The sequence below is a fragment of the Streptomyces malaysiensis subsp. malaysiensis genome, from assembly GCF_040653035.1.
Taxonomy (GTDB): domain Bacteria; phylum Actinomycetota; class Actinomycetes; order Streptomycetales; family Streptomycetaceae; genus Streptomyces; species Streptomyces malaysiensis.
Genome location: NZ_JBEZNG010000025.1, coordinates 16,259 through 43,059 on the forward strand (window position 1 = coordinate 16,259; position 26,801 = coordinate 43,059).

Consider the following 26,801-nt stretch of genomic DNA (forward strand, 5'->3'; position numbering starts at 1 on the left):
CCCTCGGCCCCGCTCAGTCGTCGGAGAGGTCCTGCTCGGCCCAGATGGTCTTGCCATGGACCTCCAGGCGAGTGCCCCAGCGCTGGGCGAGTTGGGCCACCAGGAAGAGGCCGCGGCCGCCCTCGTCGAGCGCGCGGGCCCGGCGCAGATGCGGTGCCGTGCTGCTGAAGTCGGAGACCTCGCAGATGAGCGCGCGGTCGCGGATCAGGCGCAGCCGGATGGGCGGGCGGCCGTAGCGGATCGCGTTGGTGACCAGTTCGCTGACGACCAGCTCGGTGGTGAGGACCAGCTTCTCCAGTCCCCAGTCCATCAGTCGGGCGGTGGCCTCCTGCCGGATCCGGGAGACGACCGCGGGTTCCGGGGGGATCTCCCAGGTGGCGACCCGGTCGGGGCCGAGGGCCCGGGCGCGGGCGAGGAGCAGGGCGACATCGTCTTCGGGGCGGGCGGGGAGCAGAGTCCGCAGGACGGTGTCGCCGAGGGCGTCCAGGGACGGGCCCGGCTGGGCCAGGGCCTCGCACAGCGCCTCCAGTCCCTCGTCGATCGCGCGGTCCTGGCCCTCGACCAGACCGTCGGTGTAGAGGGCGAGGACACTGCTCTCGGACAGTTCGGTCTCGACCGCCTCGAAGGGCAGGGTGCTGAGGCCGAGGGGCGGGCCGTTGGGGACGTCGATGATGTCGGCGCTGCCGTCCGGGGTGACCACGACGGGCGGGGGGTGGCCGGCGCTGGCGAGCGTGCAGTGGCGGGAGACCGGGTCGTAGACCGCGTACAGGCAGGTGGCGCCGGTGGCCCCGGGGGGTTCGGGATCGTCCTCGGCGGCCAACCGGGTCACGAGATCGGCGAGGTGGGTGAGCAGCTCGCCGGGCGGCAGATCGATATCGGCCAGGGTGCGTATGGCGCTGCGCAGCCGCCCCATGGTGGCGGACGCCTCGACGCCGCGGCCCGTGGTGTCGCCGACCACCAGGGCGGCGCGAGCGCCGGAGAGCGGGATCACGTCGAACCAGTCGCCGCCCACTCCGGCCCAGGTTTCCGAGGGCAGATAGCGCGAGGTGACCTCCACCGCGGCCAGGTCGGGCAGGCGCCGCGGCAGCAGATTGCGTTGCAGAGCCCTGGCCGTCATGCGCTCGCGCTTGTAGCGGCGTGCGTTGTCCACGCATACGGCCGCTCGGGCCGTGATTTCCTCAGCCAGCAGCAGATCGTCCTCGTCGAACGGCACCGGCGTCCGGTGGCGAGCGAAGAACACCACGCCGAGGGTGACACCGCGGGTGCGCATCGGCACCACCAGCTCCGAGTGGATCCCGTACTCCCGGATCCGGGCGGCCCGTACCGGATCGAGGGCCTCCCACCGGACCATGAGCTCGTCGGTCACCTGGTAGAGGATGGCCCCATCGGCCAGGCATTCGGCCGACGGTGAAGACTCCGGGTGGGTGTCCAGTTCGCCCACGTCGGCCACGGCCTCCGGGGTTCCGGGGAGGACGGAGCGATGGGCGGCGCGGCGCATGGTGATGGGACCGGACAGCGGGCCCGAGGGGGGTTCCTCACCCTGGTCGAGAAAGGTGAGCAGGTCGACGCCGACGAAATCGGCGACCCGGGGGACGGCCACGTCGGCCAGTTCATGGGCGACATGCGCGAGGTCCAGGGTGGAGCCGATGCGCTTCCCCGCCTCGTTCAGCAGCAGCAACCGCTCCTGGGCCTGGTGCCGACGGGTCGTGTCGTACGCGGCGAAGCACACGCCGTACACGCGGCCCGTCCGGTCCTTGAGCGGCGCGAGCGAGATCGTCCAGGCGTGCCCGCGGCTCTCCCCCGGCACCCGCAGATAAGCCTCCAGGACCTGCCGTTCGCCGCTTTCCAGCACGCGACGCATGCCCTCCTCGGCCTGATCGCTCTCCGGATGCGACAGGAGCTCGACCAGGCGCATACCGCGCATCCGATCCTCGGTGACGGCGGCCGCCGCCTCCATTTCGGCGTTCGCCCGTACCAGCCGCAGGTCCGTGTCGAAGACCGCGAGCACGCACGGGGCCTGGGTGAACGCTTCCACAGCCGCGTCGGCCTCGGGCGAACGCGGTTCCCGCGCGACGGCGGACGCCAGGAGCCACCCGGTGGCACCGCCGTCCTCCACCACGCGGTGCGCCAGCGCCTCCGCCTCCATACGATGGCCGTCACAGTGGCACAGCCCCACCCGTCCACTCCACCTCGACCGGCCGGCCAGGCAGCGCCCGACCGCCTCGGCGGCGGTCTCCCCGGCCCACAACTCGGTCACCGCTCGCCCCACGATCTCCTCGGGCCGATAGCCGAGCAGCCGCTGGGCGCCCTCGCTCCACCCGGTCACGACGCCGTGCGAATCCATCGTGGCCGTGGCCAGGTACACCATGTCGAGAGGCTCGTTCACCACGGAGGACATCGTCCTACGGTCCCGGCGGCCACCATTCCATCATCAAAATCGTGGCGTCGTCGCTGAGTTCGTCGCGCCGGCGGTCGACGATGGCGTGAATGAGCAGGCGGAGCACCTCGGGGGCGTTCTGCCCGGCGGCCGTCGACCGGATGATGTGGTCGGTGAAGCGGTCCAGGCCGAATTGTTCGCCTCCCTCATTGCGCGATTCCACGACACCGTCGGTGTACAGCAGAATCCGGTCACCGGGTTCCAGGGCCGCCTCGTGTATCTGCCGGGCACTGGCGGCCAGGCTGGCGGGCAGCCCCAGCGGAGGCTCGGAAGGCCGCTCCAGTTCCTTCTCCAGCAGCCGGTGGCGGCGGATGAGCAGGGGGGACGGATGGCCGCAGTCGGACCAGCGCAGCACCCCCGTGGGCATGTGCAACTGGGTGAAGACGCCGGTGCAGAACTGATCCGGGAGCCAGGTCGACAGCGCCGAGTCCACGGCGCCGACGAGCGAGGCCAGGTCGGCGCCCGTGCGCCGGGCGTTGCGTGACCCCGCCATGGCCACGGAGGTGGCGAGGCCGGACGCCAGATCGTGGCCCATACCGTCGAGGATCGTGGCGTGCAGCACGTCCGCGGTGAACGAATGGTCGAAGGCATCGCCGCCCAGCTCGTACGCGGGCTCCAGGACCGCGGTGGAGACCACCCGGCCGGTGCCGATCGAACGTGGCGGCAGAAAGGCCCGCACCATCTCCGTGGACAGCTGCATGGACCGGGTCCGGGTGCGCTGCGCGAACGTGTCGATGTAGGTGCGCTTGGAGGTGATCACCAAGCCGAGGAGCGAGGCCAGCGCCCGCGAGCGCCACAGCCGCAGCCCGTCCAGGAACTCCATCCGCAGTCGCAGGACTCCCAGCCGCTCGGCCCCGTTGGCCAGCGGCAGCCATACGACCAGCCCACCCGAGCCGTCCTCCTCCACCCGCAGGGCGTCCGTGCGGTACGCCCATCCGGCGAGGGAGGCGTCCACCGGGAGTTCAGCCTCGTCCTCTGCCAGCGGCAGCAGCAGCCTCTGCTGGAGATCGATCAGATGGACGACGGCGCGGCCCAGGCCCATGGCCCCGGCATAGCGGTTCAGGACCTCCGGGAACTCCGCAGGCGAGGCTTGCTGGATGGCGCTGACCAGCTCCTCGAGCAGCTGTTCGGCGGCCCCGGCCGAGGTCGACACATCCGCGTCCACCATACGAGCAACTGTACGACGGGCTCTCTTCCGGCGTCGTCCGCTGTCTCCCCGCAGGTGGGCTGTGTTCGGTCAGTCCGCTGGGACCGTGTCTTCCGTGATCGTGTCCTTGTACAGCATGACCCGGAAGCCGCTGACCGATCCATCGGTGTTCCTCCGTCGCGGGACGGCGAAGGACGCGGAACCGCTGGTGCTACGGCACGAGAACGCTGTGCGAGTGCGTCTGCGCAGGTCAGAAGCTCGCAGGATGTCGCACGGGCCGCCCTGGGCGACTCCGAGAGCACTGGACGCGTGCGGGGCTCGAATAATCACCGCTCCTGGTCAAGCGGCATATCCGTACTCGTTGATCACACCGCCGAGGACGCGAGTGCGCAGGACTTTACGGCTGGCCGGCTTCAGGACCGTACCAGGAGCGAAGGGAGCCCCGTCGGGGCAGGGTGACCAAATGTGTCCCCTGCCCCGACGGAGCTCGGTCGGCCGGGCGGCGGGTTACCGGCGCCCGGCAGAGACCGGCGCCGTGTGCGGCGCTCTCCTGCTCAGCCGAAGTTCACGTCGCTGCACCACATGTAGGCCTGGTCGAGGTGCGAGGCCTGCCAGATCACGAACAGGACGTGGTGTCCGGTGTAGCCGGAGGTGCTGACGTTGAACGTGTAGTCCGTCGCCGGGCCGAAGCGGCCGGTCTGCGTGATGAGGTCGAGGTTGCCCCAGCCCAGGGTCTGGGTCTTGGGGTCGAAGCCCTGCTTGCTCACGTAGGCCGTGAAGTAGTCGGCACCGTGGGACGCCTGGTCGTGCACGTGGACCGAGAAGTTGTTGCCGACGGTGGTCGTCTTCCACTGCCCGGGCTTGTTCAGACTGGCGTTCCTCGAGAGGTTGTTGCTGCACAGCGTCCCGTTGGGGGTCTGCGCCTGGAACTGGCCACCGAGGCCGTCGCGGAGCGCGCTCATCCAGTTCCACATGGTGTCGGGGTTGGCCTGGAAGGCCTGCCAACACATGGGGTCCTCGGTCTGCATGGCCGGGTTCATGTGGTCGTTGCCCCACCTTTCCCAGCAGTGGTACGCGCGGGAGGCGGGGCCGACGACGGAGCCGTGAGCCTGGGCGGGGGCCGACCAGGTCAGTGCGCCGACAACCACGGCGAACAGCATGGCGAGCGCCTGGAGAGGCCGGCGGAGGGCCGACCAGGAACGCCCGGTTAATGGACTCTGTTTGCGCATGGGGGGGAACTCCTTCCAGTTGAAAGGCACCATGGGAGCGCTCCCAACCTACGACTTCTGAGTGAAATGTCAATAAAACAAACGGAGTTGATTACAGGGGAGGGCGACGATCAGGGAATCTGCCGTGAGCCGGGAGTCACGGGAGGCTTCGGCGACTTCGGTGGCACGACAGTCAGCACCCTTCCCGAAACCGTAAAGCGAGGTGCGGCCTGCCCGCGTTCCGCATAATTCGGAGCTCAGAGGGCCACGACACTGCGGGTGCCGATGAATCATCCACGCAGGTCGGCAGACTGATCACGGATCTTCAGCTCTCCTCGACATTCGCCCCCGGGGTCTTCACCTGCGCGGGGCCCCGGTCCTGCGCCGGCATCGCGACCTGCTCAAGCGGCGCCATGCCGCGACCTGCGTACCATCACCCAACAAGCCCAACTCGCCCACCTGGAAGTCCACAGACGAGACCGACTCAGCGGAACCCTCCACGAGTACCAGCACGCCGCCTGAGCTGCGTGGATGATGTATCGGCACCCGCAGCACTCCTCAACGCTCCGGACGTGATCGTGGAACGGATCGGCCCTCTCTCATGCGCAGGATCAACGTGACCGCGTCCTCCGAGCGGGTTCCGGGAGTCAGGACTTCCTGCAAGAGGAGGCCGCGAAGCGCGGCAATGGTGACGGTGGCCACATCCCGCGCTTCCTTCGTGTCGAGCCCTTCGCGTTCCGCGAGTGAGGACAGCACCGCGGTCAGGTCACCGAGCGACTCCACGAACTCACGGAAGTCCTCGGGGCCGTACGCGGCCAGTCCGGCGACGTAGAAGAAGCCGCGGGCACGCGACAGCCGCTCCGGCCGGGCGTAAGTGCGCCAGATCGCCACCACGAAATCGTCGAAGGTGCTCTGCTGGGCGGCCTCCAAAAGTGCCTCGTTGTCACGGGATCGCTGCGCCTCGAGCATGGCGGCCAAGACGCCCGAGAGTGACCCGAAGTGGTATCGCAACAGGGCGTGGCTGGTCTCGATCCGGGCGGCGATCTCACGGAGCGACATCTCCGGCGGGGGAAGGGCCTCGCCGAAGGCGTCGAGAAGCCGTGCCAGGAGTCGCTCGCGCGCGCTGCCCTTGCGTTCCGAGGTTGACAGGATCACTCCCACAGTTTATCCATTGGAAAAGAACGATTGGCGGTTCCGTGTTGCTCCGCACATGGTCGCAGTCAGCTCGCAACGACGGAGGATCGACTATGGGACCTGCTCATGTAGTCGGCGCCACGGTCATCGACGGGTCGGGGCGCGATCCCGGCAACCTCGACATCACTATCGAGAGCGGCCGCATCACCCAACTCGGTGCCTCCAGCGCGTACGGCGAGCGTCTCGATGCCGAGGGATTGACGATGACGCCCGGCCTGATCGACGCTCACGTCCACCTGGGCGTGTCGAGCCCGATCCAGCCGCACTTCTCGTTTCAGATAAGCGCCGCCGAGATCGCGGCGGACATCTTCGCCACGGCCGGCGCGACGCTCGACGCCGGCTTCACCACCGTTCGCGACACCGGCGGGATCGACGGCGGTGTCGTCACCGCGATCGCGAAGGGCAAGGTCAGAGGGCCGCGCGTCCTGTCGTGCGGACCTGTTCAGTGCCAGATCGGCGGCCACGGCTACTACGGAGCCGAATGGGAACCCACCGAGCTGTGGAGCAGCCACCACATCCCGGGCCTGTGCGCCCTCTCCATGATGGCGGGCAACGCGGACGAGCTGCGGCACAACGTCCGCGAAGCCTTCCGTCGCGGAGCCTCCTTCCTGAAGCTCTGCGTGACCGGCGGAGTGGTGGGCGCACATGATCGACTGACCGACACCCAGTTCACCGTCGAAGAGATCGCCGTTGCAGTTCAAGAAGCTGCGGCACGGAACACCTATGTGACAGTCCACGCCCACAACAACGAGGGCATACGAAATGCGGTCGAGGCCGGGGTGCGCTGTGTCGAGCACGGCACGAGCCTCGACGAATCCACAGCGGCCCTGATGGCCGCTCGCGAGGTTGCCCTCGTGCCCACGTTCGCTGTCGTCGAGCAAGTGCTGCACGACACCGCCGGAGCCGGTCTCGCCGAGTCGACCCGCGACCGAGCCAAGGGCGTACGCGAGCAGATGACGAAGGCGCTCGCCGTCGCCAAGCACGCAGGAGTACGGATCGGGCTGGGTTCCGATCTCATCGGTCCGGCCCAGGACCGTCGCGGCAGAGAACTCAGCCTGCGCGCAGCGCTCGAGACGCCGATGGAAGCGCTCGTGGCGGCGACCCGGACCAACGCCGAGATCCTCGGCCTGTCCGGCCAGGTGGGTGTCATCACTCCCGGCGCGCAGGCAGACCTCGTTCTTTGGAACGGCAACCCGCTCGAAGACCCGGAACTGTTCTCCGACCCCACCAACGCCGTCCTCGTCATCCAGGCCGGCGAGATCGTAAAGGACCTCAGATGAGCACCATGTGGCAGGGCTGCCTCGCCCACACCGACTACTTCGAGATGCGCTCCAGCGGTGGGCACGACTACGGCGTCTGGGTCACCACGCCACCGCGCTACGACCCTGCCGCGGCGCAAGCGCCTGTCGTGTACGTGCTCGACGGCAACTGGACCGTGGGCATGACCGCCCCACTCATCGTCACGCAACTGGACCCCTTGCAGTCGATTCAGCCCTACGTCCAGGTCAGCGTGGGTTACGCAGGCGAGGAAGCAGAGCACTGGGAGCGGTTGCGCAACCGCGACCTCGTGCCTCCCGGCGAACCCATCGCGAAGGAGTACATCGATGCGGTGGAGATGGGGGTCGAAACGGGCACGATGACTCGCGAGCAAGCCGATGCCTACCTCGCTGAATTGAGCGACAGCCGCGGGGATATGTTCCTGGACTTCCTTACCGACGACCTACACCCGCGGATCGAACGCGACTACGGCACGGCCCCGAGCGGTCACGGCCTCTTCGGCTATTCCTACGGCGGACTCTTCAGTCTCTACGCCTGGCTCACCAAAAGCACCTTCTTCGAGAGCATCGGCGCGGGCAGCCCCGGCATTGTCCATGCGGACAGTCAGGTCTTCGCCCGCCTTCAAGCAATGGGTGACACCCTGCCCGCTACCAAACTTCACGTGACCCTCAACGACCGAGAGATCCTCGGAGACCTGGCGGTCTACCAGAATCTCGCGAAGAACGCGGCCACGTTCCTCCACCGCCTCACCTCACGCAGCGAATCCGTCACCAGCGCACTCATGCATGAAACGCACGTGACGGGGTTGCAGGCATCCTTCCTCAGCTACCTCAGGACCTGCCGTGCCCGGTAAACCTGGACGCCGCGGCTCTGCCTGACCGCCGCGCTGGGCGGCGGTGTGGTGCCATCTGTGGTGCATTCATATGTGAGTCAACTTCGCTGGAGGTGTGCGGGTGGCCGAGCGGGACTTCGTCAGCACGACGCCCCCTGCCGTGGGTATCGCCGAAGTACTCGGGCGACGGCTGCCCGAGGGCCGGGTGGTGACTGATCCGGACATCGTCGCCGGTCTCTCCCACGACCAGGCGGTGTGGGCCCCTGTTGGCCGAGCGGTGGCCGTCGTGCGCGCCAAAAGCACCGACGAGGTCCGGACCGTGGTTCGTGCGTGCCTGGAGCAAGGAGTCCCGTTGGTTGCACGCGGCGCCGGTACTGGATTGTCGGGGGGCGCCAATGCCGTAGAAGGCGGCGTGATCCTCGCGCTGGACGGCATGGATCGGGTGCTGGAGGTCGACGAGCTGGAGCGCCTCGCCGTCGTGCAGCCCGGTGTGGTCAACGACGACCTGCGCGCCCATGTAGCGGCGCTCGGCCTGTGGTACCCGCCTGACCCCGCTAGTTCGCCCTGGTCGACCATTGGAGGAAATGTCGCGACGAACGCCGGCGGAGTGTGCTGCGTCAAGTACGGCGTCACTCGCGACTATGTCCTCGGTTTGGAGGTCGTGACCGGCACGGGCGAGGTGGTCCGGCTCGGGCGCCGTACGTCGAAGGGGGTCGCCGGCTACGACCTTGTGGGCCTCATGGTGGGTGCCGAGGGCACTCTTGGTGTCGTCACCGAGATCACGGTCCGGCTGCGACGCCTGCCTCCGGTCGGCGTGACCGCCGTCGGCTACTTCGACAGCGTCGGGCAGGCCGGTGACGCGGTGCGTGCGACGGCTGCCGCCGGGCTGCGGCCGGCCGCGTTGGAACTTGTCGACCGGCACTGTCTGCGCGCGGTCGATGCCTGGAAGAACATGGGGCTCTCCGCCGAGGCGGACGTGGTCCTCCTGGCCCGTTTCGACGACGATGGCCGCGCCGCCGAGGAGGGCGCCCGCCGGATGGTCGACTGCTTCCGCGGGGCCGGCTCTACTTGGGCGGACCGGTCGGAGACAGAGGAAGAGGCCAAGATGCTCTTCGCGGCCCGCCGGCTGGCCTTCCCCGCGCTCGAGCGGCTGGGGCCGGTACTCACGGAGGACGTCTGTGTCCCCATCGGGGCGGTGGCGGAGATGCTGGCCCGCATCGACCGGACCGCGGAGAGGCACCGGATCACCATCGCTAACATCGCGCACGTCGGCGACGGCAACTTGCATCCGCTGCTTGTGACGGAACACGGTGACGCGGCGGCTCAGGTCCGGGCCCGCGCGGCGTTCGACGACATCATCGCGGACGCCCTTGAATTGGGTGGGACGGTGACTGGTGAGCACGGTGTGGGACTGCTCAAGCGGCCCGGCCTCACCCGTGAACTCGGCCCGGCCGTCCTGGAGATGCATCGCGCGGTGAAGCGTGCTCTCGACCCGGCCGGGATTCTCAACCCTGGCAAAGTTTTCGGGCCGGCATGACCCCTTGGCGAAGTACAAGACCGGGCCGCGGACGACAGAGCTCCCAGAGGCCGAACGACGCGGCGGGAAGCTGCTGCCACGTGCATCCGGAAGTCGCTACGAACACGATCGCGGCCAGCACCTCCCGATCGCCATGCCGACGCCGACCACCGCCCTGTGGTCGCGAAGGCGCCTCGGGCACCACCGGCTGGAACAGTTCCCACAACTCATCCGGCACCAGCCGCCGCACGGCCGAAACCACGACCGACAGACCAGCGATCCACATGAGATGACTGAAGGGTGTCCACTCAGCCCTCTCCTCGAGATCCATCAGCAGGTTGCGGGCCCGAGAGTGCTTGTGCGCGCGGAATCCCGCGACCGCTGAGGACGCAGCGGCCGCGGGTTCGGAAGGGATGCTCAGAGGTGCTGCTCGGTGGACCGAGTGCGCTGGTACTCCTCCTGCCGTTCGTCCGTGATGTACGCCGGAACCGGGAAGTCCCACCAGCCGGGCACCCAGGGACCGGCGGCGTCGCGGTCTGTCGGGATCTCCACCAGCGCGGGCTCGCCCGACTGGACGGCCTTGCGCAGCGTCCCCTCCAGGGAGTCGGCGTCCGACACCTTCCACGATTCGATGCCGTAGGACCGGCCCATGGCGGCAAAGTCGGGGCTGTACGGCGTGCCGTCGGGATAGGAGAACTCGGTACCGATGTGCCGGGAGGTCTGCTTGCGCTGGCCGCCGCGGATCGACATGTAGCCCGCGTTGTTCTGGACGACGAAGACCACCGGTGCGCCGGTGGTGACGCTCAGGGCAATCTCCTGCGCGGTCATGAGGAAGTCACCATCGCCCAGGACGCACACCACGGGACGGTCGGGCCGGCCCAGCTTGGCGCCGACCGCCGCCGGGACGGCCCAGCCCATGGAGGAGAAGCCGCCCGAGGTGAGGTGGGTGCGCGGGGAGTACACCGGGAAGGTCTGCTTGACCGCGCCCTGGGTGTTGCCCGAGCCGGCGACGATGATCGCGTCGCGGGGAAGAACGGAGCGCAGGGCGCCGAGCGGGCGCTGCGAGGTGAAGGGGAAGCGGTCGCTGTCGCGGCGGCCGGCGAGCTTGTCCTCCCACTGCCGCTTGAGGGTGGCCAGCTCGGCGAGGTATTCGGAGCGGTCGCTGCCCTGCTGGGGCAGGGCGTCGACGATCGCGGCCACGGTCCGCTGTGCGTCGGCGACGATGCCCACCTCGGCGGGGTAGTTCTTGCCGATCTCATGGGGGTCGATGTCGATGTGGATGAGCTTTGCCGGCGGAATGGAGAAGCTGACGCCCTTGGCGTAGCTGGAGGCCGACCAGTCGGTGAAGCGGCAGCCGACGGAGATGACGACATCGGCGGAGCTGGCGATCGCGTTGCCGACGATCGTGCCGGTCTGTCCGACGCTGCCGGCGAACAGCGTGTGGTCCTCGGGGAAGGCACTCTTGCCGTTCCAGGTGGTCACGACTGGGATCTGCCAGTGCTCGGCCAGGGCCAGGACCTGGTCGGAGGCGTCGGAGGTGATGGCGCCACCGCCGACGACGATGACCGGCCGGGTGGCCCCGCGGAGCACGTCGACGGCGCGGTCCACCGCTTCGGGGTCGGGGTGCTGGCGGCCGACGGGCATGCGCCGGGCCAGGTCGTGGAGGTCGACGTCCGCGGCCTCGGCCTGTACATCCATGGGCACTTCGAGGTGCACGGGCCCGGGGCGGCCGGTCAGCATGGAGTTGAAACAGCGGTGCAGGACGAAGGGGAGTTCCTCGACGCGGGTGGCGACCCAGTGGCGCTTGCTGACGGCCTCGGCGACCTTGGGGAAGTCGTTGGCCGTGTAGCGGTCGAGCTCCTGGAGCAGGCCGTGGCCGCGCATATGGGTGGGCGGGCCGCCGGTGATGACGAGGACGCTGGTGGAGTCGGTGAAAGCGGTGCCCATGCCGATGACGGTGTTGCTGGCGCCCGCGCCGATGGACGTCACGGCGGCCTGGGGGCGGCCGGTGACCCGGTAGTAGCCGTCGGCGAGGTGGACGGCGCTCTGCTCATGGAAGGTCTGGATGAACGGGATCTTGGATTCGTCGTCCAGGAAGGCGTCGGTCAGTGACCAGATGCCGTGGCCGGGAATGCCGGCCACGTAGTCGACGCCGTAGTTGCGCAGGGTCCGCGCGACGATCTGGCCTCCGGTGAGGACGGGCATGTGGTTGCTCCCACTCAGCTTGGTTCGGTTGGTGCGGTCACTGGCCCCGGCGGGCGGCCCAGGCGAAACCCTGGGTGCACAGCCGGGTCACATCGGGGTTCTGTAGGTCGTCGAGGTCGTGTCCGACCGCGCTGTAGAAGATCCGGCCCCGTCCCCAGGTCCGGGTCCATGCCTGGGGGATGGTCTTCCCCTCCAGCCAGGACAGGTGCTCACCGGTGAAGCTGGTCTGTGCCAGGACGTGGTTATTGGGGTCGACCGACATGTAGTACTGCTCGGACGCCACGCGGAAGTCGCCGACTCCAGCGGTGATCTCGTGGCCGGTGTCGGTGATGGAGACCTGGTAGGGGTACTTCACCCCTTCTCCGGCCGGGTGCTCCAGGAAGCTCCCTCCGATCAGCCAGTGGTACTTCAGGCTCGTACGGAACGCCGCCGCGGCACCGTGCCAGGCGGCGATCCCGGTGCCGGCCTCCACTGCCTGGAGGAGACTCGTCTCCTGGGCGGCGGTGAGCCCCTCGGACAGCAGCGCGTTGTTCCAGTTGAGTGCGATCAGGTCATAGCCGGTGAGATCGGCGTCCAGCGCGAAGATGTCGTTGGTCTGATCGACCTCGAACCCCAGATCCCTGAAGATCGGGAGCGCCCATTCCTCGGCGACCTGATAGGGCTTGTGTCCCGGCCAGCCACCGTAGAGATACAGAACGCGGGTCATGCGCTCTTCCCTTCCGCCATCGATGTGATGCCTGCGGCGCGGTTGCGCAGGCGTTCCGCCACCTCCAGCGCGTCTCCTTCCGGCGCGGTGGACTTCCGCTCGGGTTTCGCCGCCAGTAGGTACACCAGTCCCACCGCCGAGACGATGAGGAAACCGATCAATGCGATCCATCGGTCCACGAACGGGGTGTCCGCGTCGCCGGTGGGGAGGGCCAGCAGGACCATCGCCAGGACGCCGTAGACAAGGGCCGCCGCATTGACCGTGAGTCCCCAGCGGCCGAGGGTCCACGCCCCGGCGGGGCGCCAACCCCGGAGCCGCATCCGCAGTGCCGCCAGCACGACCATTTGGAAGGCCGCGTATCCGGCCAGCACCTGGAAGGCCGCGATCTTCACGAGGGAGTCGGGTGAATAGTAGACGAAGACGAACAGCAGGAGCGGCGCGATGTTCACCGCCACCAGCGAGTTCAGCGGGACACGGTGCCGGCGGGAAACCTTCGAGAAGAGGTGGGCGCCGGGGAACATGTCGTCGCGGGCGAAGGAGAACACGATACGGCTCGCCGCGGCCTGCTGGCTCATCACGCCGGCGAGGAAGGAGGTGAGGGTGACGACCAGCACCAGCTTGGTGCCGACGGTCCCGATCGAATTCTGGAGGATCGCGGGGATGGGGTTGGCGTCCTTCCCCGCGAGGATCGACGGCAGGTCCGGTGCGGCGAGCGCGTAGCCGGCGAACGCGAAGATCGCCGCCAGCCCTCCGACGACCACGGTCAGCTGCATGGCGCGGGGGATGCTGCGCGCGGGGTCAGGCACCTCCTCGGCGACCTCGCCGCATGCCTCGAATCCGTAGTAGAGGAAGAGGCCGACGAGCGATGCGGCCATGAACGCCCCGAGGTAGCTCCCGTTGTGGTCGATACCGCCGCTGTCGAAGAACATCGAAAGGGAGTTGTGCCGCTCGAAGACGAGCAGGTAGAGGCCCACGAGGATGATGCCGATCAGTTCCGCGGCGAGACCGATCTTCGAGATCAGGGCCAGTGTCCGGGTGCCGAAGCTGTTGAGCACCAGACAGACGGCCGTGATGGCGACCGCGATGAGCAGACGCTGGCCGGGCGTCGAGGTGACCCCCGGCCGGTCGGCGGTGCCGGCGAAGAGACTGGCCACGAAGTCGGAGCTGAACAGCGCCGTGCTGGTAATGCCGATGGTGATGCAGCATATGTAGATCCACGCGGTGAACCAGGCGTAGCGCCCGTTCCACAGCCGCCGGACCCACTGGTAGAGGCCGCCGGCGAGCGGGAACTGCGAGACGACCTCGCCGAAGACCAGGGCCACCAGGAACTGCCCGAGGCCGACGATGGCTATCCAGAAGATGGACGGTCCGCCGGCGGTGGACAGTCCGACCGCGAAGAGGGAGACGACTCCCACGAGGGGCGAGAGATAGACGAAGCCGAGGGCGAAGTTCGCCCACGTGCTGACCTTGCGGTCGAACCGCTGCTGGTAGCCCAATGCGGCGAGCAGCTCGGCGTCCTCGGCTGATGAGGCCGGGCCGGCGGTCCCGCCCGTGGAGCCGGCAAGGGCGGTATTCGGTACCGCCCGTGCCCCGTTCTCGGTAGCTGGCATGACGTACTCCGGGGGTTGAAGTGGTGGTACTGCTTCTTGTGCCTCACCGCGAGTGCGGTCCGGGGTAAGCGCTCATCCGCCGGCACTGGTCAGGCCCGGCCGAAGGTGTGATCGGTCCAGTCCAGCCGGGCTGACCCGTAGCGTGCGCTGCGCACGTCTCCCGAGCGCGCGTGGCCCTCGAAGTTCTCGATCCGGGAGGCCCTGCCGCAGACCTCGCCGAGTTCGGCACTGGAGGTGGCGTCCTGGATCTCCTGGTACGTCACGGTCTTGAGGTACTTGCCGACCCAGAGGCCACCGGTATAGCGGGCCGCCCCCAGCGTCGGCAACACGTGATTGGTGCCGATGACCTTGTCGCCGTACGGGACGCACGTCTTGTCCCCGAGGAACAGCGCTCCGTAGTTCCGCATCCGGTGCAGGGCCTCACGCGGCTCGGCCGTGAGGATCTGCACATGCTCGCTCGCGTACTGGTCGGCGAGTTCGTAAGCGGCGTCGAGGTGGGGGACCACGATCACCTCGCCCCGGTCGCGCCACGCCCGTCCGGCGACTTCGCCCGTGGGCAGGCCCGGCAGCAGTTCCTCCACGCACGCGATCGTCCGCGTGGCCACCTCTTCCGAGGTGGTGATCAGCACTGCTGGTGAGTCCGGTCCGTGCTCGGCCTGCGACAGCAGATCGGTCGCCACCACGAACGGGTCGGCGGTCTCGTCGGCGACGATCAGTACTTCCGTCGGGCCGGCGAACAGGTCGATGCCGACCTCGCCGAAGAGCTGCCGCTTGGCCTCCGCCACATAGGCGTTGCCCGGTCCGGCGAGCATGTCGACGGCGGAGATCGTCTCGGTGCCCAGTGCGAGGGCCGCCACCGCCTGGACGCCACCCATGACGTAGATCTCGTCGGCGCCGGCCAGGTGCATCGCGGCGATGCTCACGGGGGGTGGCGCACCGCGGTCCGGCGGGGTCGTCGCCGCGACCCTTCCCACTCCTGCGACCTTGGCCGTCAGGACGGTCATATGGGCCGACGCGGTCAGCGGGTACCGGCCTCCGGGAACGTACGCGCCGGCCGCGCTGATGGGAATGTTGCGCTGTCCCAGGAACACTCCGGGCAGGGTCTCCACCTCGAAGTCGGTGAGGGAGTCCCGCTGCGCCTGTGCGAAGCCGCGGACCTGGCGCTGGACGAAGCGCAGATCGTCGAGGACGGTCCCGGGGACAGAGGAGACCACGGAAGCGATCCGGTCGGGGCCGAGCCGGAACGACTCCGGGCTCCACCCGTCGAACTTCTGCGACCATCGACGCACGGCCGTGTCGCCGTTCTGTCGTACGTCGGCGATGACCTCGGCGACGGTATCGACGATTTCCGGACGGCTCGTGGTCCGCGACGCTTCTACCGTGTCGGGACCCTTCACGATCTTGCTCGTGGTGGACACTCCGCACTCCTTGCAGATAGATGTGCCTGCGGGCTTGACCTGAAGTCTGGGTAAACAACAGGCTGTGACGACAGGCACAATGTGTGCCACGTTGAGCATGAAACTTGCACACACTGAGGCAGTACATGACCGAAGTCCTGACCATTCGCGCCGCGCTGGAACTCGAGGTGTTCAGTCGCACCAGGGTGCGCGTCTATGCCGGAGAGAAGAATCTGGACCGCCCTGTGCGCTGGGTGCACACCGGAGAGATCCCGGATATTCATCGCTTTCTCACCGGGGAAGAAATGCTGTTGACCGCAGGACTCGGCATGGGAGCCACAGCCACCCAGCAGCGCGCCTTCATCCAGCGTCTCGCGGACGCCCGCGCCGCCGTTCTGGTCGTCGAGCTCGCCGGCCGAATGTTCGACTCAATGCCCGTGGCCGCCATCGAGGAGGCCGAGGCCGTCGGCCTCCCCCTTGTCGGCCTGGCCGACGAGATCCCCTTCGTGGAGACCTCGGCCCAGGTCCACGAAGTGCTGGTCCAGATGCGCGTCAAACAGTTGACCGCCGAAGAGGCCACCAGCCAGGCGTTCATGGATCTGCTACTCGCCGACGAGGACTATGTCGGAGTGGTCCGAGAACTGGCTCGCCGTACCGGACACGCCGTGGTGCTGGAAGACGCGGCCCACCAGATGCTCGCCTATGGAGGCGCCGACCCGGAGGCTGATGAGGCCGTGACCCAGTGGAGTGCGCACTCCCGGGCCATTCATGAACGCCATCACTCCCTCACGGCCCAGCTGCCCGCGGTTCCCACCGCCCACGCGGCATCGTTCCGTGATGTCGTGCCCTGCGCACGCCAGCCGGTGATCCTCCGTGGCGAGGCGTGGGGCTGGCTTCACCTTCTGCACGGCACAGTACGGCCGAGCCCAACCGAGCTTCGTACGCTGGAACGGGCAGCCACAGCAGTAGCGATCACCCTGCTGAGCGAACGAGAGCATGGGGCCCGCTCGGCCCACCGCCAGACAGCCCTGCTGAGCCGGCTCCTTCTCGGCGACATCACCGGAGAGAAATTCGTCAGCCTCGCCTTGGCGCTCGGGCTGGACCTCCGTGGGCGTGATCTGATCGTCGTCACGGCGTGTGCAGGGGACAGCAAACACTTCAAAGGTCACACCCTGACTCGCCTTCTGCACGATGCCGGGTGGCCCGCTGTCGTCGGCGATACCGGAGATTTCGACACGGCGGTCGTGGGCCTTTCCGCTGACAGCGATATCACCCACATACAGACCACATTGATCGACCACGACGTCAGGGGCGGCATCAGCCGTATCGTGCCACCGGCGGCACTGCCACTGGCACTACGGCAGAGTCGCAGCGCGGCCTCCGTGGCGGCAGCCGCCGCGGCGCCGGAAGTTCGCCGCTTCGATGACCTGGGAGCGCTCCGTCTGCTGGTGGCACTCGCCGAGGGGCCCGAACTCACACGCTACGTCGAGGACGAACTGGGACCGCTGCTCGAGCACGACGCCCTGGTGAAGAGCCCGCTTCTGCCGACCCTACGGGCCTTCCTGGACTGCGGCGGCAACAAAGCGCGGGCAGCGGACGCTCTCTTCATCCAACGGCGAACGCTCTACCACCGCCTCAACAGACTCTCCAAGATCCTCGGGATGGACCTCACCCGAGTCGACAACCAGCAGCGATTGCAACTCGCCGTACGAGGACACGATCTGCTGCGCAAACCGGCCCTCCGACGTACCTGAGGGCGGGCCGCTCAGGCTGTACCGGTCGGTAGCCAGGTGTGGACCCGGGGCGCCAGCCACCGCAACGAACAACTTACGTGTTCGAAAAGACTCACTCCGAACAGCTTGCATGTTCAATGCCGGGAGTGTTCAATCGCGACATGAGCAACGCAGGCCGTCACCGGCTGATCGCCCAGGCTGTCAAGGAGTCGGGCAGTGCCACCGTCCAGGAACTCGCCGAGCTGACCGGTTCATCGGAGATGACCATCCGGCGCGACCTCGACACTCTGGCCGCGCAGGGCGCCCTCGAACGCATCCGCGGCGGGGCGCGCACCCTGCTGCTCAGGAGCGAGGAGCCGCCTTTCGCGCTGCGCGCCCACGAGGCCATCGACGCCAAGCGCCGGATCGCGGCCGAGGTGTGCTCGCTCATCGGCGACGGGGAGACCGTCCTCCTCGACAGCGGCACCACCTGCCTGGAGGTCGCCCGCCTGCTGTGTGGACGGCAGATCACCGTGATGCCCCTGTCATTGCAGGCCATCCACGCACTCAGCGGTTCTCCGAGTCCGACCACGTTAATGGTGCCGGGCGGACGGCCCCGCGCCGCGGAAGGCGCCCTGACCGGCCCCCTCACGCTGGCCTCCCTGTCGGCACTGCGCTTCGACACCGCGGTCGTCGGCTGCTGCGGCCTGAGCGCAACAGAGGGCCTGACCGCCTACGACCTCGACGACGCGGCAGTGAAGAAAGCGGTCATCGCCTCCACGCGCCGCGTCATCGCCGCCGCTGACGGCAGCAAGCTCGGCCACACCGCCCACGCCTACGTCGGCCCCTCCATCCTCCTGCACACCCTCGTCACCGACACCACGGCGCCCGCCGACGAAGTAGCCGCGCTCGAAGACACCGGCACTGTCGTCAAAACCGCCTGACGGGGTCCCTGCGCGGCGCGCACCGCACCGCGAACCCAAGAAGGACTCGCCTATCATGACCACCACCATCGGGCAGGACGCTCACGCCGTGCTGCTGCCCGCACTCGACGGATTCACCGTCCCTGACTCCTTGGCCTCACTGCTCGCCTCCGGCTGCCGCTCCGTGATCATGGGCGAATCCCGCACCGAGTACACCGCTCGTGTCATGGCCGAAGAGCGACAGACGACCGAGACCTCGCAGCAGTTCATCGACTTCACCGCGCGTCTGCGCGCCATCGCGGGGGCGAGTGTGCTCGTCGCCGTCGACCAGGAACCCTGGGGGATCAAGCGGCTGCACCGCCTCGTCCCCGGCCTGCCCGTCTTCGGACCGGACACCGACCCGGCAGAGGTGGAGCGTGCCGCCCACGAACTCGGTCGCGCCGCACTGCGGTTGGGCGTCAACACTTTTTTGTCTCCTGTGTGCGACCGCCTCATAGGAGACAACCCCTGGCTGCGAGGACGCACCCTGGACCTTCCTGGCGCCCGCATCGGAGAACTGGCGGCAGCCTTCGTCACCGGCGTGCAGCGCGCAGGTGTCACAGCCGTCACCAAGCACTTCCCCGGCTTCCCAGAGGTCACCGCGGATCCCGCCCTGGAGGTGGCGCACGTTCCCGAGGGCCGCTGGACCGAAAGCGCACTCATCCCGTTCGCCGCCTGCGTCCAAGCCGGCACACAAGCCGTCATGATGGGCCCCGCCCCTGTCGCCGGGCTCGACGGCGATGAACCCGCCCTCACCTCCCCCACCGCGGTCACACTCCTTCGCGACCTCGGCTTCGACGGCCTGATCGTCAGCGACGACCTCGATGCCCCCGCCACCCTGCGCGGACGCTCCGCCCCCCAGACCGCGGTGGCCGCCATCCGCGCCGGTGTACACCTCCTGCTCGCCGCTGAGGACGGACGCCTCGGCGACGTCACCGCTGCTCTGATCAAGACCGCCGAAGGCGACACCGCCTTCGCCCGCACCCTTCACAGCGCGGCCGAACGCGTCCGCGCCCTGGCCGAAAGCACCGGAACCTGACGGTCACACGCGATCCGGCCCAAGAGCGGCTCCGGATCGTGAGGGCCAGGCCAACGGTGGTGAGCGCCATGTCCCCTCCATGGCTGCGGCTGCCGTCCATGGCTGCCGTGCCCATACTGTGCGATTCGAAGACCGGATATTGCTCACCTTGTGCATGTTCCCGCGCGCCCATGGCTGCCTAGTCTCTGTCACTCCAGGACCGCTCCAGTGATGCCTTTCTCCACCTCGCTCCGAGCCCGGCAGAGCCAGAGCCCCATCTGGCCCAGCCCCATTCGCGTCCGAACCCCGTAACCCATGACCCCGGCCCGGCAAGCCCGGCTGCCACGGGAGGCAGATATGACGACCATCGCGGAAAACTACGACTACGTGGTCGTAGGTGCCGGTTCGGCAGGCTGCGCGCTCGCAGCTCGGCTGTCGGAGAACCCGGATGTCACCGTGGCCCTCATCGAAGCGGGGCCCCCTGCCCAGGGCCGCCTTTTCGAGATCCCGGCACTGTTCTCACAGCAGCTCAAGACGGCATACGACTGGGATTTCGAGACCGAGCCCGAACCCCAGCTCGGCGGACGCCGTGCCTACCTGCCGCGCGGGCGGGTGGTAGGCGGCACAAGCTCGATGAACACGATGCTCTACGTCCGCGGCCATCGTTACGACTACGACACCTGGGAGCGACTGGGCAACCCAGGCTGGGGCTACGCCGACGTGCTGCCCTTCTTCAAGAAGTCCGAGGACAACCAGCGAGGGGCCGACGACTTCCACGCCGTGGACGGCCCCCTCACGGTCAGCGATCCCATCTCCGTCCACCCGTTGCTGACGGCTTGGGTGGAAGCGGCCCAGGACGCGGGCCACGAGCCCAATCCGGACTTCAACGGGGCGGAGCAGGAAGGAGTCGGATATCACCAGGTCACACAGCGCAACGGCCTGCGTTGCAGCAGCGCCGTGGCGTTCCTGGAACCGGCGGCCGACCGCCGGAACCTCACCGTGCTGTCATCGACGATCGCCCTGCGCGTCCGCTTCGACGGTGCCCGTGCCGAAGCCCTGGAAGTCGATCACCTGGGTTCCGTCCGTACGATCCGGATCAACCGCGAGATCGTATTGTCCCTGGGCGCCTACAACACACCGCACCTTCTGCTTCAGTCCGGTGTCGGGCCGGCGGACGAACTCACCGCAGGCGGTGTTCCTCCCGTTCTCGACCTGCCGGACGTCGGCCGGAACATGCAGGATCACGCCGGCTGCTTCATCAGCTTCTTCAGTCACACCGAACCCGTCCTCGGGCCGGACACGTCGAAAGAGGAACAGCTTCTGCGTGAGCGAGGCGCCGGGCCGATGGCGTGGAACGAGGTCGGCGGTTTCTTCAAGTCCAGTGATGACCTCCCGGCCCCTGATATCCAGGTGCATGCCGCGCTGGGTATCGTCCGCGACGAGGGTCTCGCCGCACCGCTCGAGCCCGGAATGTCGTTCGGTCCCTATGTCGCTCGGCCGGCCAGTCGAGGGTCGGTACGCCTGCGGCATTCACATCCTTACGCCAAGCCACGTATTTACCATAACTATCTCGATGACGTCGACGACCGCCGACGACTTCGGGAAGGCATCCGCCTGTGCATGCGGATCGCGCGTGAATCGCGACTTACCGACCTCCTGGAGTCGGACCTGCGAGCGGCTGCTGACGCCGGGCTCGCCCCCGTGTCGGATCGGGATCAGGACATCGACGCATACATTCGTGCGCAGTCCTTTTCTTTCTACCACCCGTCAGGAACCTGCATGATGGGGAAGGTTGTGGACCCCGAGCTCCGCGTCTTCGGGCTGGAAAATGTCCGGGTGGCGGACACTTCGATCATGCCGACATTGGTGACGGGAAACACGAATGCGCCGGCCATCATGATCGGAGAAAGAGCCGCCGCATTCATTCAGTCGTAATCGGCGACATGTCGTCCGCCCATCGATCGAGCATGAGAGTGCCAGAAGGAAGCTCAATGGTTAACCCGGTCCCCCAGGACTACACGCCCACGGGGCTGCGCCCCGACTCCCTGATAACCGCCGGAGCCGCAGATGAAATCGACACGGATGTTCTGATCGTCGGCTCCGGCATGGGCGGCGCAACGCTGGCCTGGGCCCTCAAGGACTCCGGTCATCGGGTCCTGGTCGTCGAGCGCGGCACTTTCCTCCCCCGCGAGCCCGAGAACTCGCGGCCGGCCGAGATGTACATCAAGGGCCGGTACAAAAACGCCGGTCACTGGTACGACGGCAGCACGGGAAGGCCGTTCGCGCCGGGGGTCTACTACTGGGTCGGCGGCAACACCCGCTTCTACGGCGCCATGCTGCCCCGCTTCCGGCACAGCGACTTCACCGAGGTGGCTCACTACGACGGTGTCTCGCGGGCCTGGCCGTTCACCTACGAGGACCTGGAGCCCTTCTACGCCACCATGGAGCAGTTGCTCCAGGTGCACGGGCAGACCGGTGAGGATCCGACCGAGCCCCCGCGCTCACAGCCCTATCCCTACCCGGCGCTCAAGCACGAACCGGTGATCGAAAGGTTCGCCGGGTCGCTGCGCGAGCAGGGGCTGCACCCGTTCCACACCCCGAACGCGCTGAATGTGACCACTCAGGACGACCGTGCCGCAGTGACCACCGCGGACGGTTGTCCGGATGAGACCGGGATGAAGTCCGACGCGGAGAACAGGATTCTGCTGCCCGCGCTGAACGACGGCGTGAAGATCATGACGGGAACGGAGATCACCCGGTTGATCACCGCCCCGGACGGCCGCAAGGTCGTCGCGGCCGAGGCGCGGCACGCGGGCCGTACCCTCCGCATCAACGCCAAGAGCTTTGTCGTGGCCGGCGGCGCGGTCAACTCGGCGGCGCTGCTGCTGCGTTCGGCCAACGACGCGCATCCGAAGGGGCTCGGCAACTCGTCGCTGCTGCTGGGCCGTAACTACATGGTGCACAACAGCACGTTCTTCGTAGGCGTCAATCCGCTGCGTCCCAACCCCACGAAGTGGCAGAAGACGCTCGGGCTCAACGACTTCTACGAGGCGAGCCCGGGAACGCCGTATCCGCTCGGCAATCTCCAGATGCTGGGCAAGCTCCAGGCCCCGATGCTCAAGCCCGCCCGTCCGTGGGCACCGATGTGGGCCCTGGCGTTCATGTCGGGCAGGAGCATCGACATCTACCTGACGACCGAGGATCTCCCCTCGCGCGAGAACCGGGTCCGGGTGGAGGGCGACCGGATCCTCATCGACTGGAAGCCGAACAACCTCTGGCCCCACCACGAACTCGTGCGCCGGGTCACCAGGATGGTCCGCAAGGCGGGCTACCCGCTGATCTTCACCCAGCGCATGGGCATCGAGACGAACTCGCACATGTGCGGCACCGCGGTAGCGGGGCACGATCCCGCGCAGAGCGTCCTCGATCCCTCCTGCCGCAGCCACGACATCGAGAATCTCTGGGTGGCCGATGCCTCGTTCTTCCCGTCGTCGGCCGCGCTCAATCCGGCCCTGACCATCGGCGCCAACGCACTGCGCATCGCCCCATCCATCGCACAGGCCACCAAGAGCTGACCCAGCGCGGGGCGACCGGGGGCGTGTCAACTCAACCGCCCTGTCTCGCATTCGGCGGTGACGGAGGGTGAGGGGGTCGTTGACATCAAGTGTGCGAATCGTGGTGCGGGCGCCGCACACGGACCACCACCCGGCGTCAGGCCGAGGACAGATCCTCGAACAGTTGGCGGCGACGCTGCTGGCGTGCCACCGCAGGCTGATCGCCCGGAAGTGGGACTCGGGATGACAACGGTGCGGGTGCCGGTACATCATCCACGCAGGTCGGGAGCCTGATCACGGATCTTCGGTACTCCTCGACATTCGCCCAAGTGTCGTCACCTGCGCAGGGACCCGGCGGCATCATGGTCTGTCGTGCTGCTGCGCCTGGCCTATCTCGCCGCGACCAACGCCCTGGCGTTCCTACGCCTCCTGCCGATGAGCGACAGAGAAAAGGACGTCGAGATTCTGGTACTCCGGCACCAACTGCTGGTCCTACAGCGTCAGGCTCGAAGTTCACAGCCGCCTTCGACACCCTCATGACCGATGCCGGTCTCAAGGTCGTCACCACCGGCATTCGGATACCGCGGATGAACTCGCTCGTGGAGCGCTGGATACAGACCTGCCGCAGGGAGCTGCTGGACTGGACCTCGATCTGGAACCAGAACCACCTTCTCCACGCCCTGCGCGAGTACGAATCCTTCTACAACGAGCACCGCCCGCACAGGCCCCTGGAGCAGGCGGCCCCATGCCGCCCGCTACCCACGCCAATCACCCAACAAGCCCAACTCGCCCACCTGGCAGTCCACAGACGAGACCGACTCGGCGGAACCCTCCACGAACATCAGCACGCGGCGTGAACTGCACGGATGATTTATCGGCACCCGCAGAGTCGCCCGGGAACGCTTCCCCCACACGGATCCACATCAGTTGTAACTGTTGGCGCGGGTGAGGAAGAACCCCGTGGTGTCCACGGCCTGGTGGAGGACATACTCGCCTCGTGGCACCGCGAGTGGGTCGACAGTCTGCCGCCGCTGATCACTCCGGAGGGCCAGGAGCTCCTCAAGGAGGACATCCTCCCCCACTCGCACCGCCACACCTATGCTCAACGGCATGCGGACGCCGGCTCCCTGTCGGTGTGCTGAGCGAGCTCATGGATCACAGATCCCTCGCCGTCACTCAGACGTACTACCGCGTGAGCGCGGTCCGCCGCCGTGAAGCGGTCGACAAGGTCGCCCGTCACCAGCTCGATCGCCACGAGGCACCCGCCTGGCGGGAGGCGCAGACACTGCTGGACGGCCAGCGGGCCCGATACGCGCGCCAGGCGATCAGCTAGGACTTGTCCGGGCGATCATTCCGAATTGCCATCATGCGAGCTGTCCTGAGTGTCCACAATCCCTCCCTCCTGAAGCCGAAGCCTGATGGACGCCCGCACCTCCCCTCGAAGCCGCTCCCGCTCCGCTGCCTTCTCGGCCTCCCGGTCCCGCACGATCAACGGCCCCAACTCACGCTGCAACCGCTGGACCATGGCGTCCACCCGGCGCCCGCTCTCCTCTCCCGGCTCCCGAACCCACTCGGCGATCACCCCTACGGCTTCGCCGAGGAGCGCTAGGTCACCGGGGGTGACACCTCGCAGAATGTGCGAGACATCAGCGGCCGGCGCTTCCTTCCCAGGCAGATCCGCCCACTCGGCAATGGCAGCGACTGCCTCTTCCCGTACCCGCTGGGCACCACTGCCCTGCGCCGAGGCGGCGATCGCGAGAGCCTGCAATGACTTCACAAACCGGGTCTCCGCGTCGGTTTCATCGAAGGTCACGCCCGGTCACCTGCCCCTTCGGGCCGTTCCTCTGTGTCCAGGCGGGTTTCGACATCGTCGATGACGGTCCAGCACTCGAGTCCGTACGGCCAGAGCCTGGGCAGGTGGGCTCGGGCCTCGGCCGGATCGAGGAAGACGAACGCGACGTTGTCGACCGGCTGTTCCGGGGCCAGCAGATTGTCGCGCCGAGCGGCGCAGGCGTCTCGCATCTCCACGGCCGGGACCGTCCGTCCCAGGACCACAACCTTCAGTACGCGACGGCTTGCATCGTAGAAGCCCTTGATCTCTTTCCGGTAGACGTAGGGCGTTCGGAGGAAACCGCCTTCGTTCGAGTGGCCCATGTGCTCATGGGCGGGCTTCGCCTGGGCGAGCGCTTCCGCGGCGCCCAGCTTCAGGTCGTGGAACTGCACCAGCGTGGTGTCGTTCGGCCCGTGCAGAAGATGCCATGGTCCCGTGTCCAGCCAGCGGCGGGAGACCAACGAACGGTGTCCCTCGCCACGAAAGGCACAGGCCCAGCCATGAGGGAAGTGCGCTCCTCCGAAGCTGGGTGCCCAGTACTTCTCCTTGGCCTGCCATTCCCTGTACCGGCTCTGGAAAGAGGCGATTTCGAAGGGGTAATCGCTCAACGCGTCGACAAGTTCGGCCGCTTCACCCTCGAAGTCGAAGGAAAGCCTTACCATTTTGTTCGCGTGAACAGTGAGGTAGCGGTCGAAGTTATCCCCGAAGAAGGCGGCAACTACATCGGGGCCCTCAACGGCACCTTCATCGACGCCTTCCTCGGCACCTTCACCGGTACGTCCGAGGTGGCGTTCGATCCAGTCCGCCGAAGGGGAGACCTCATGGGAGTCGACGGTAATTCTCTGCGGAACCTCGCCCGGAAACCACCGCTCCCGTAGTTCAGTCGCCATGTCGGTAATGTCGAGTCCGGTAAGCGCCATTCCAATGCGTCCCAGCGTCACCCGCCGCCTCCATCCGTCGCGCGTCAGTTGCCGAGCCACTCGCTCAGAGTCTTGCCGTTGCAGCCTTCGGGTTCCGCTCCGCCACGCCCTCCAGCCGCTCGTCGAACTGCACGCCGGTGTCCCGTAACACCTCTTCCAGCTGCTCGGGATCGGGCACCGCGTCCCGGCCGAGGATCTGCCCAAACTCCCGCAGGCTGCGTTCCAGTCCGCCGCGCGCCGTCGCCACGCCCTTGCCGATCGCGGCGGTGGCCCCGGCCGCGTTCCGCTCGATGGCCTGCCGCTGCTGCGCCGCCTGGGCCCTTACCGCCGCGATCTGCGAACTCTGTAGCTGGGCCAGGCTCCCCTCGGCCGAACTCAGCGCCTGCCCAATACTCGCCAGCGCGCCCGCCTTGGCGTCGTCCGCGCCCTGCAACGACTGCTTGTGCCCGTCGGCCAAGCCCTCCTGGCTCTGCTTGAGCACCGTCTCCAGGCTCTTGCGGACGTCATCGGCGACTTTGCCGATCGCCTTCTCGGCGTCCGGCTTGCCCTTCTTCATGTCGGCGATGGGGTCGTCCGCCGCCTTGGGTAGTTCGTCCTTGTAGGCATCGCCGACCGCGGTGGCTGCATTCGCCTGCGCCTTACACCGGTTGTCGGTGAGCGGACCGTCCCAGAAGTTGTCGTCGCGGTGGATCATCTTGGAGCGGTACTGCGCAGCGCGCTTCTTGCCCTCGCCGACCGCCAGTTCCCCCGCGTGCTTGGCGGCGTCCCGTATCCGCTGTTCCGTGTGGCCGTACAGCTCGCCGAGCTTGGTGATCTGGTTGTCCTGCCTGCCGGTGACGGCCTCTCCCGCCGTACGGAATCCGCCGTCCATGGCCGTACGCGCCCCCGAGGCGGCCGAACCCATCGCCGCGACCGCCGCCGAATGACCAGCCGTCACCTGCCCCCGGGCCGTCTGCGCCTGTGCCTGAATACGCGACCGGGCACCCTGCACCGCGGCCTGCACCCTCGCCACGCTTGAGGTCTCGGCGGATCCGATCTTCGCCAGCGCCGCCGCTTTGGCCGCCTGGACCTGCTGCGTCAACTGGGGCGCGAGGGCGGCCAACTCCGTCGATCTGGCCCGGCGGCTCTCGGTGAAGGCCGCCACCTTCTCCTTGGCGACGCCCCGGTCCTGGGCCAGCCCCTGTTCGTAGTCCTGAACCTCCGCCTCGTGCTGCTGCGGCGACTGCCCCCACAACGGCGGCAGCAGCGGCTCCAGGTCCAGATCGACAAAGTCG

Annotated in this window: 22 protein-coding genes and 1 pseudogene; 11 read left to right on the plus strand and 12 right to left on the minus strand. The window is 67.7% G+C overall.

Annotation, left to right across the window (positions count from 1 at the left end; genetic code table 11):
* Positions 1–13: 13 nt before the first annotated feature.
* The 4 genes from AB0E24_RS35810 to AB0E24_RS35825 all read right to left on the minus strand — a co-directional run bounded on the left by AB0E24_RS35810 (position 14) and on the right by AB0E24_RS35825 (position 5,953).
* Positions 14–2,398, minus strand: a complete 2,385-nt coding sequence (locus AB0E24_RS35810; RefSeq protein ID WP_359383491.1) for a SpoIIE family protein phosphatase — start codon at positions 2,396–2,398, stop codon at positions 14–16.
* Positions 2,399–2,402: 4 nt separating this feature from the next.
* Positions 2,403–3,605 carry a PP2C family protein-serine/threonine phosphatase gene (locus tag AB0E24_RS35815; RefSeq protein WP_359383493.1) on the minus strand — a complete coding sequence of 401 codons (1,203 nt, stop codon included), beginning with the start codon at positions 3,603–3,605 and terminating at the stop codon, positions 2,403–2,405.
* A 533-nt stretch (positions 3,606–4,138) separates the two neighbouring features.
* On the minus strand, positions 4,139–4,813 hold the full coding sequence (locus tag AB0E24_RS35820; protein ID WP_173963325.1) for a lytic polysaccharide monooxygenase auxiliary activity family 9 protein: 675 nt from the start codon (positions 4,811–4,813) through the stop codon (positions 4,139–4,141).
* A 537-nt stretch (positions 4,814–5,350) separates the two neighbouring features.
* Positions 5,351–5,953, minus strand: coding sequence for a TetR/AcrR family transcriptional regulator (locus AB0E24_RS35825; protein ID WP_359383495.1), 603 nt, complete (start codon positions 5,951–5,953; stop codon positions 5,351–5,353).
* Positions 5,954–6,039: 86 nt separating this feature from the next.
* On the opposite strand from AB0E24_RS35825, the gene AB0E24_RS35830 reads away from it, so the two are divergent.
* The 3 genes from AB0E24_RS35830 to AB0E24_RS35840 all read left to right on the plus strand — a co-directional run bounded on the left by AB0E24_RS35830 (position 6,040) and on the right by AB0E24_RS35840 (position 9,633).
* The gene (locus tag AB0E24_RS35830; protein ID WP_359383498.1) at positions 6,040–7,266 is read left to right on the plus strand and encodes a metal-dependent hydrolase family protein; all 1,227 of its coding nucleotides are present in this window, start codon (positions 6,040–6,042) and stop codon (positions 7,264–7,266) included.
* Complete coding sequence (locus AB0E24_RS35835; RefSeq protein ID WP_100807777.1) at positions 7,263–8,117, plus strand: alpha/beta hydrolase; 855 nt, start codon at positions 7,263–7,265, stop codon at positions 8,115–8,117. Before AB0E24_RS35830 ends, AB0E24_RS35835 begins: the two co-directional genes overlap by 4 nt.
* 145 nt (positions 8,118–8,262) lie before the next feature.
* A complete protein-coding gene (locus tag AB0E24_RS35840) occupies positions 8,263–9,633 on the plus strand; it encodes an FAD-binding oxidoreductase (protein ID WP_087684396.1) in 1,371 nt (456 codons plus the stop codon).
* On the opposite strand, the gene AB0E24_RS35845 is transcribed toward AB0E24_RS35840, so the two are convergent.
* From AB0E24_RS35845 to hisD, 5 genes are all read right to left on the minus strand, one after another.
* Positions 9,602–9,898: a transposase gene (locus AB0E24_RS35845; protein ID WP_257788948.1), complete on the minus strand. Its 297-nt coding sequence runs from the start codon at positions 9,896–9,898 to the stop codon at positions 9,602–9,604. The two genes, AB0E24_RS35840 and AB0E24_RS35845, sit on opposite strands and share 32 nt — an antisense overlap.
* A 131-nt stretch (positions 9,899–10,029) precedes the next feature.
* Positions 10,030–11,817 (minus strand): thiamine pyrophosphate-binding protein, encoded by a 1,788-nt coding sequence (locus AB0E24_RS35850; protein WP_093704319.1) that lies wholly within the window; start codon positions 11,815–11,817, stop codon positions 10,030–10,032.
* 37 nt (positions 11,818–11,854) lie between these two features.
* A complete protein-coding gene (locus AB0E24_RS35855) occupies positions 11,855–12,523 on the minus strand; it encodes a ThuA domain-containing protein (protein WP_079256985.1) in 669 nt (222 codons plus the stop codon).
* Complete coding sequence (locus AB0E24_RS35860; RefSeq protein ID WP_079153782.1) at positions 12,520–14,133, minus strand: APC family permease; 1,614 nt, start codon at positions 14,131–14,133, stop codon at positions 12,520–12,522. Before AB0E24_RS35860 ends, AB0E24_RS35855 begins: the two co-directional genes overlap by 4 nt.
* Before the next feature lie 89 nt (positions 14,134–14,222).
* Positions 14,223–15,551 (minus strand): histidinol dehydrogenase, encoded by a 1,329-nt coding sequence (gene hisD / locus AB0E24_RS35865; RefSeq protein ID WP_435865360.1) that lies wholly within the window; start codon positions 15,549–15,551, stop codon positions 14,223–14,225.
* Positions 15,552–15,676: 125 nt separating this feature from the next.
* Between hisD and AB0E24_RS35870 the strand changes: the two genes are divergently transcribed.
* The 8 genes and pseudogenes from AB0E24_RS35870 (at position 15,677) to AB0E24_RS35905 (ending at position 24,109) form a co-directional block, all read left to right on the plus strand.
* Complete coding sequence (locus AB0E24_RS35870; RefSeq protein WP_079256987.1) at positions 15,677–17,284, plus strand: PucR family transcriptional regulator; 1,608 nt, start codon at positions 15,677–15,679, stop codon at positions 17,282–17,284.
* 140 nt (positions 17,285–17,424) lie between these two features.
* The gene (locus tag AB0E24_RS35875) at positions 17,425–18,186 is read left to right on the plus strand and encodes a DeoR/GlpR family DNA-binding transcription regulator (protein ID WP_359383505.1); all 762 of its coding nucleotides are present in this window, start codon (positions 17,425–17,427) and stop codon (positions 18,184–18,186) included.
* A 55-nt stretch (positions 18,187–18,241) separates the two neighbouring features.
* The gene (locus tag AB0E24_RS35880; protein WP_174885765.1) at positions 18,242–19,243 is read left to right on the plus strand and encodes a glycoside hydrolase family 3 N-terminal domain-containing protein; all 1,002 of its coding nucleotides are present in this window, start codon (positions 18,242–18,244) and stop codon (positions 19,241–19,243) included.
* A gap of 336 nt (positions 19,244–19,579) precedes the next feature.
* A complete protein-coding gene (locus tag AB0E24_RS35885) occupies positions 19,580–21,157 on the plus strand; it encodes a GMC family oxidoreductase (protein ID WP_093704311.1) in 1,578 nt (525 codons plus the stop codon).
* A 56-nt stretch (positions 21,158–21,213) separates the two neighbouring features.
* Positions 21,214–22,797: a GMC oxidoreductase gene (locus AB0E24_RS35890; protein WP_359383509.1), complete on the plus strand. Its 1,584-nt coding sequence runs from the start codon at positions 21,214–21,216 to the stop codon at positions 22,795–22,797.
* A 485-nt stretch (positions 22,798–23,282) separates the two neighbouring features.
* Positions 23,283–23,633, plus strand: a pseudogene (locus AB0E24_RS35895) (integrase core domain-containing protein); the annotation flags it as partial.
* 120 nt (positions 23,634–23,753) lie between these two features.
* A complete protein-coding gene (locus AB0E24_RS35900; RefSeq protein ID WP_359383512.1) occupies positions 23,754–23,918 on the plus strand; it encodes a hypothetical protein in 165 nt (54 codons plus the stop codon).
* Between the two features lie 8 nt (positions 23,919–23,926).
* Entirely contained in the window at positions 23,927–24,109 is a 183-nt protein-coding gene (locus tag AB0E24_RS35905) for a hypothetical protein (RefSeq protein WP_093705254.1), read from the plus strand.
* 15 nt (positions 24,110–24,124) lie between these two features.
* On the opposite strand, the gene AB0E24_RS35910 is transcribed toward AB0E24_RS35905, so the two are convergent.
* The 3 genes from AB0E24_RS35910 to AB0E24_RS35920 are packed head-to-tail and all read right to left on the minus strand — an operon-like array spanning position 24,125 to position 26,761.
* Positions 24,125–24,589, minus strand: a complete 465-nt coding sequence (locus AB0E24_RS35910) for a hypothetical protein (RefSeq protein WP_359383515.1) — start codon at positions 24,587–24,589, stop codon at positions 24,125–24,127.
* Complete coding sequence (locus AB0E24_RS35915; protein ID WP_359383518.1) at positions 24,586–25,548, minus strand: hypothetical protein; 963 nt, start codon at positions 25,546–25,548, stop codon at positions 24,586–24,588. Before AB0E24_RS35915 ends, AB0E24_RS35910 begins: the two co-directional genes overlap by 4 nt.
* A gap of 43 nt (positions 25,549–25,591) precedes the next feature.
* Positions 25,592–26,761 (minus strand): hypothetical protein, encoded by a 1,170-nt coding sequence (locus AB0E24_RS35920; RefSeq protein ID WP_359383520.1) that lies wholly within the window; start codon positions 26,759–26,761, stop codon positions 25,592–25,594.
* Between the last annotated feature and the right edge of the window lie 40 nt (positions 26,762–26,801).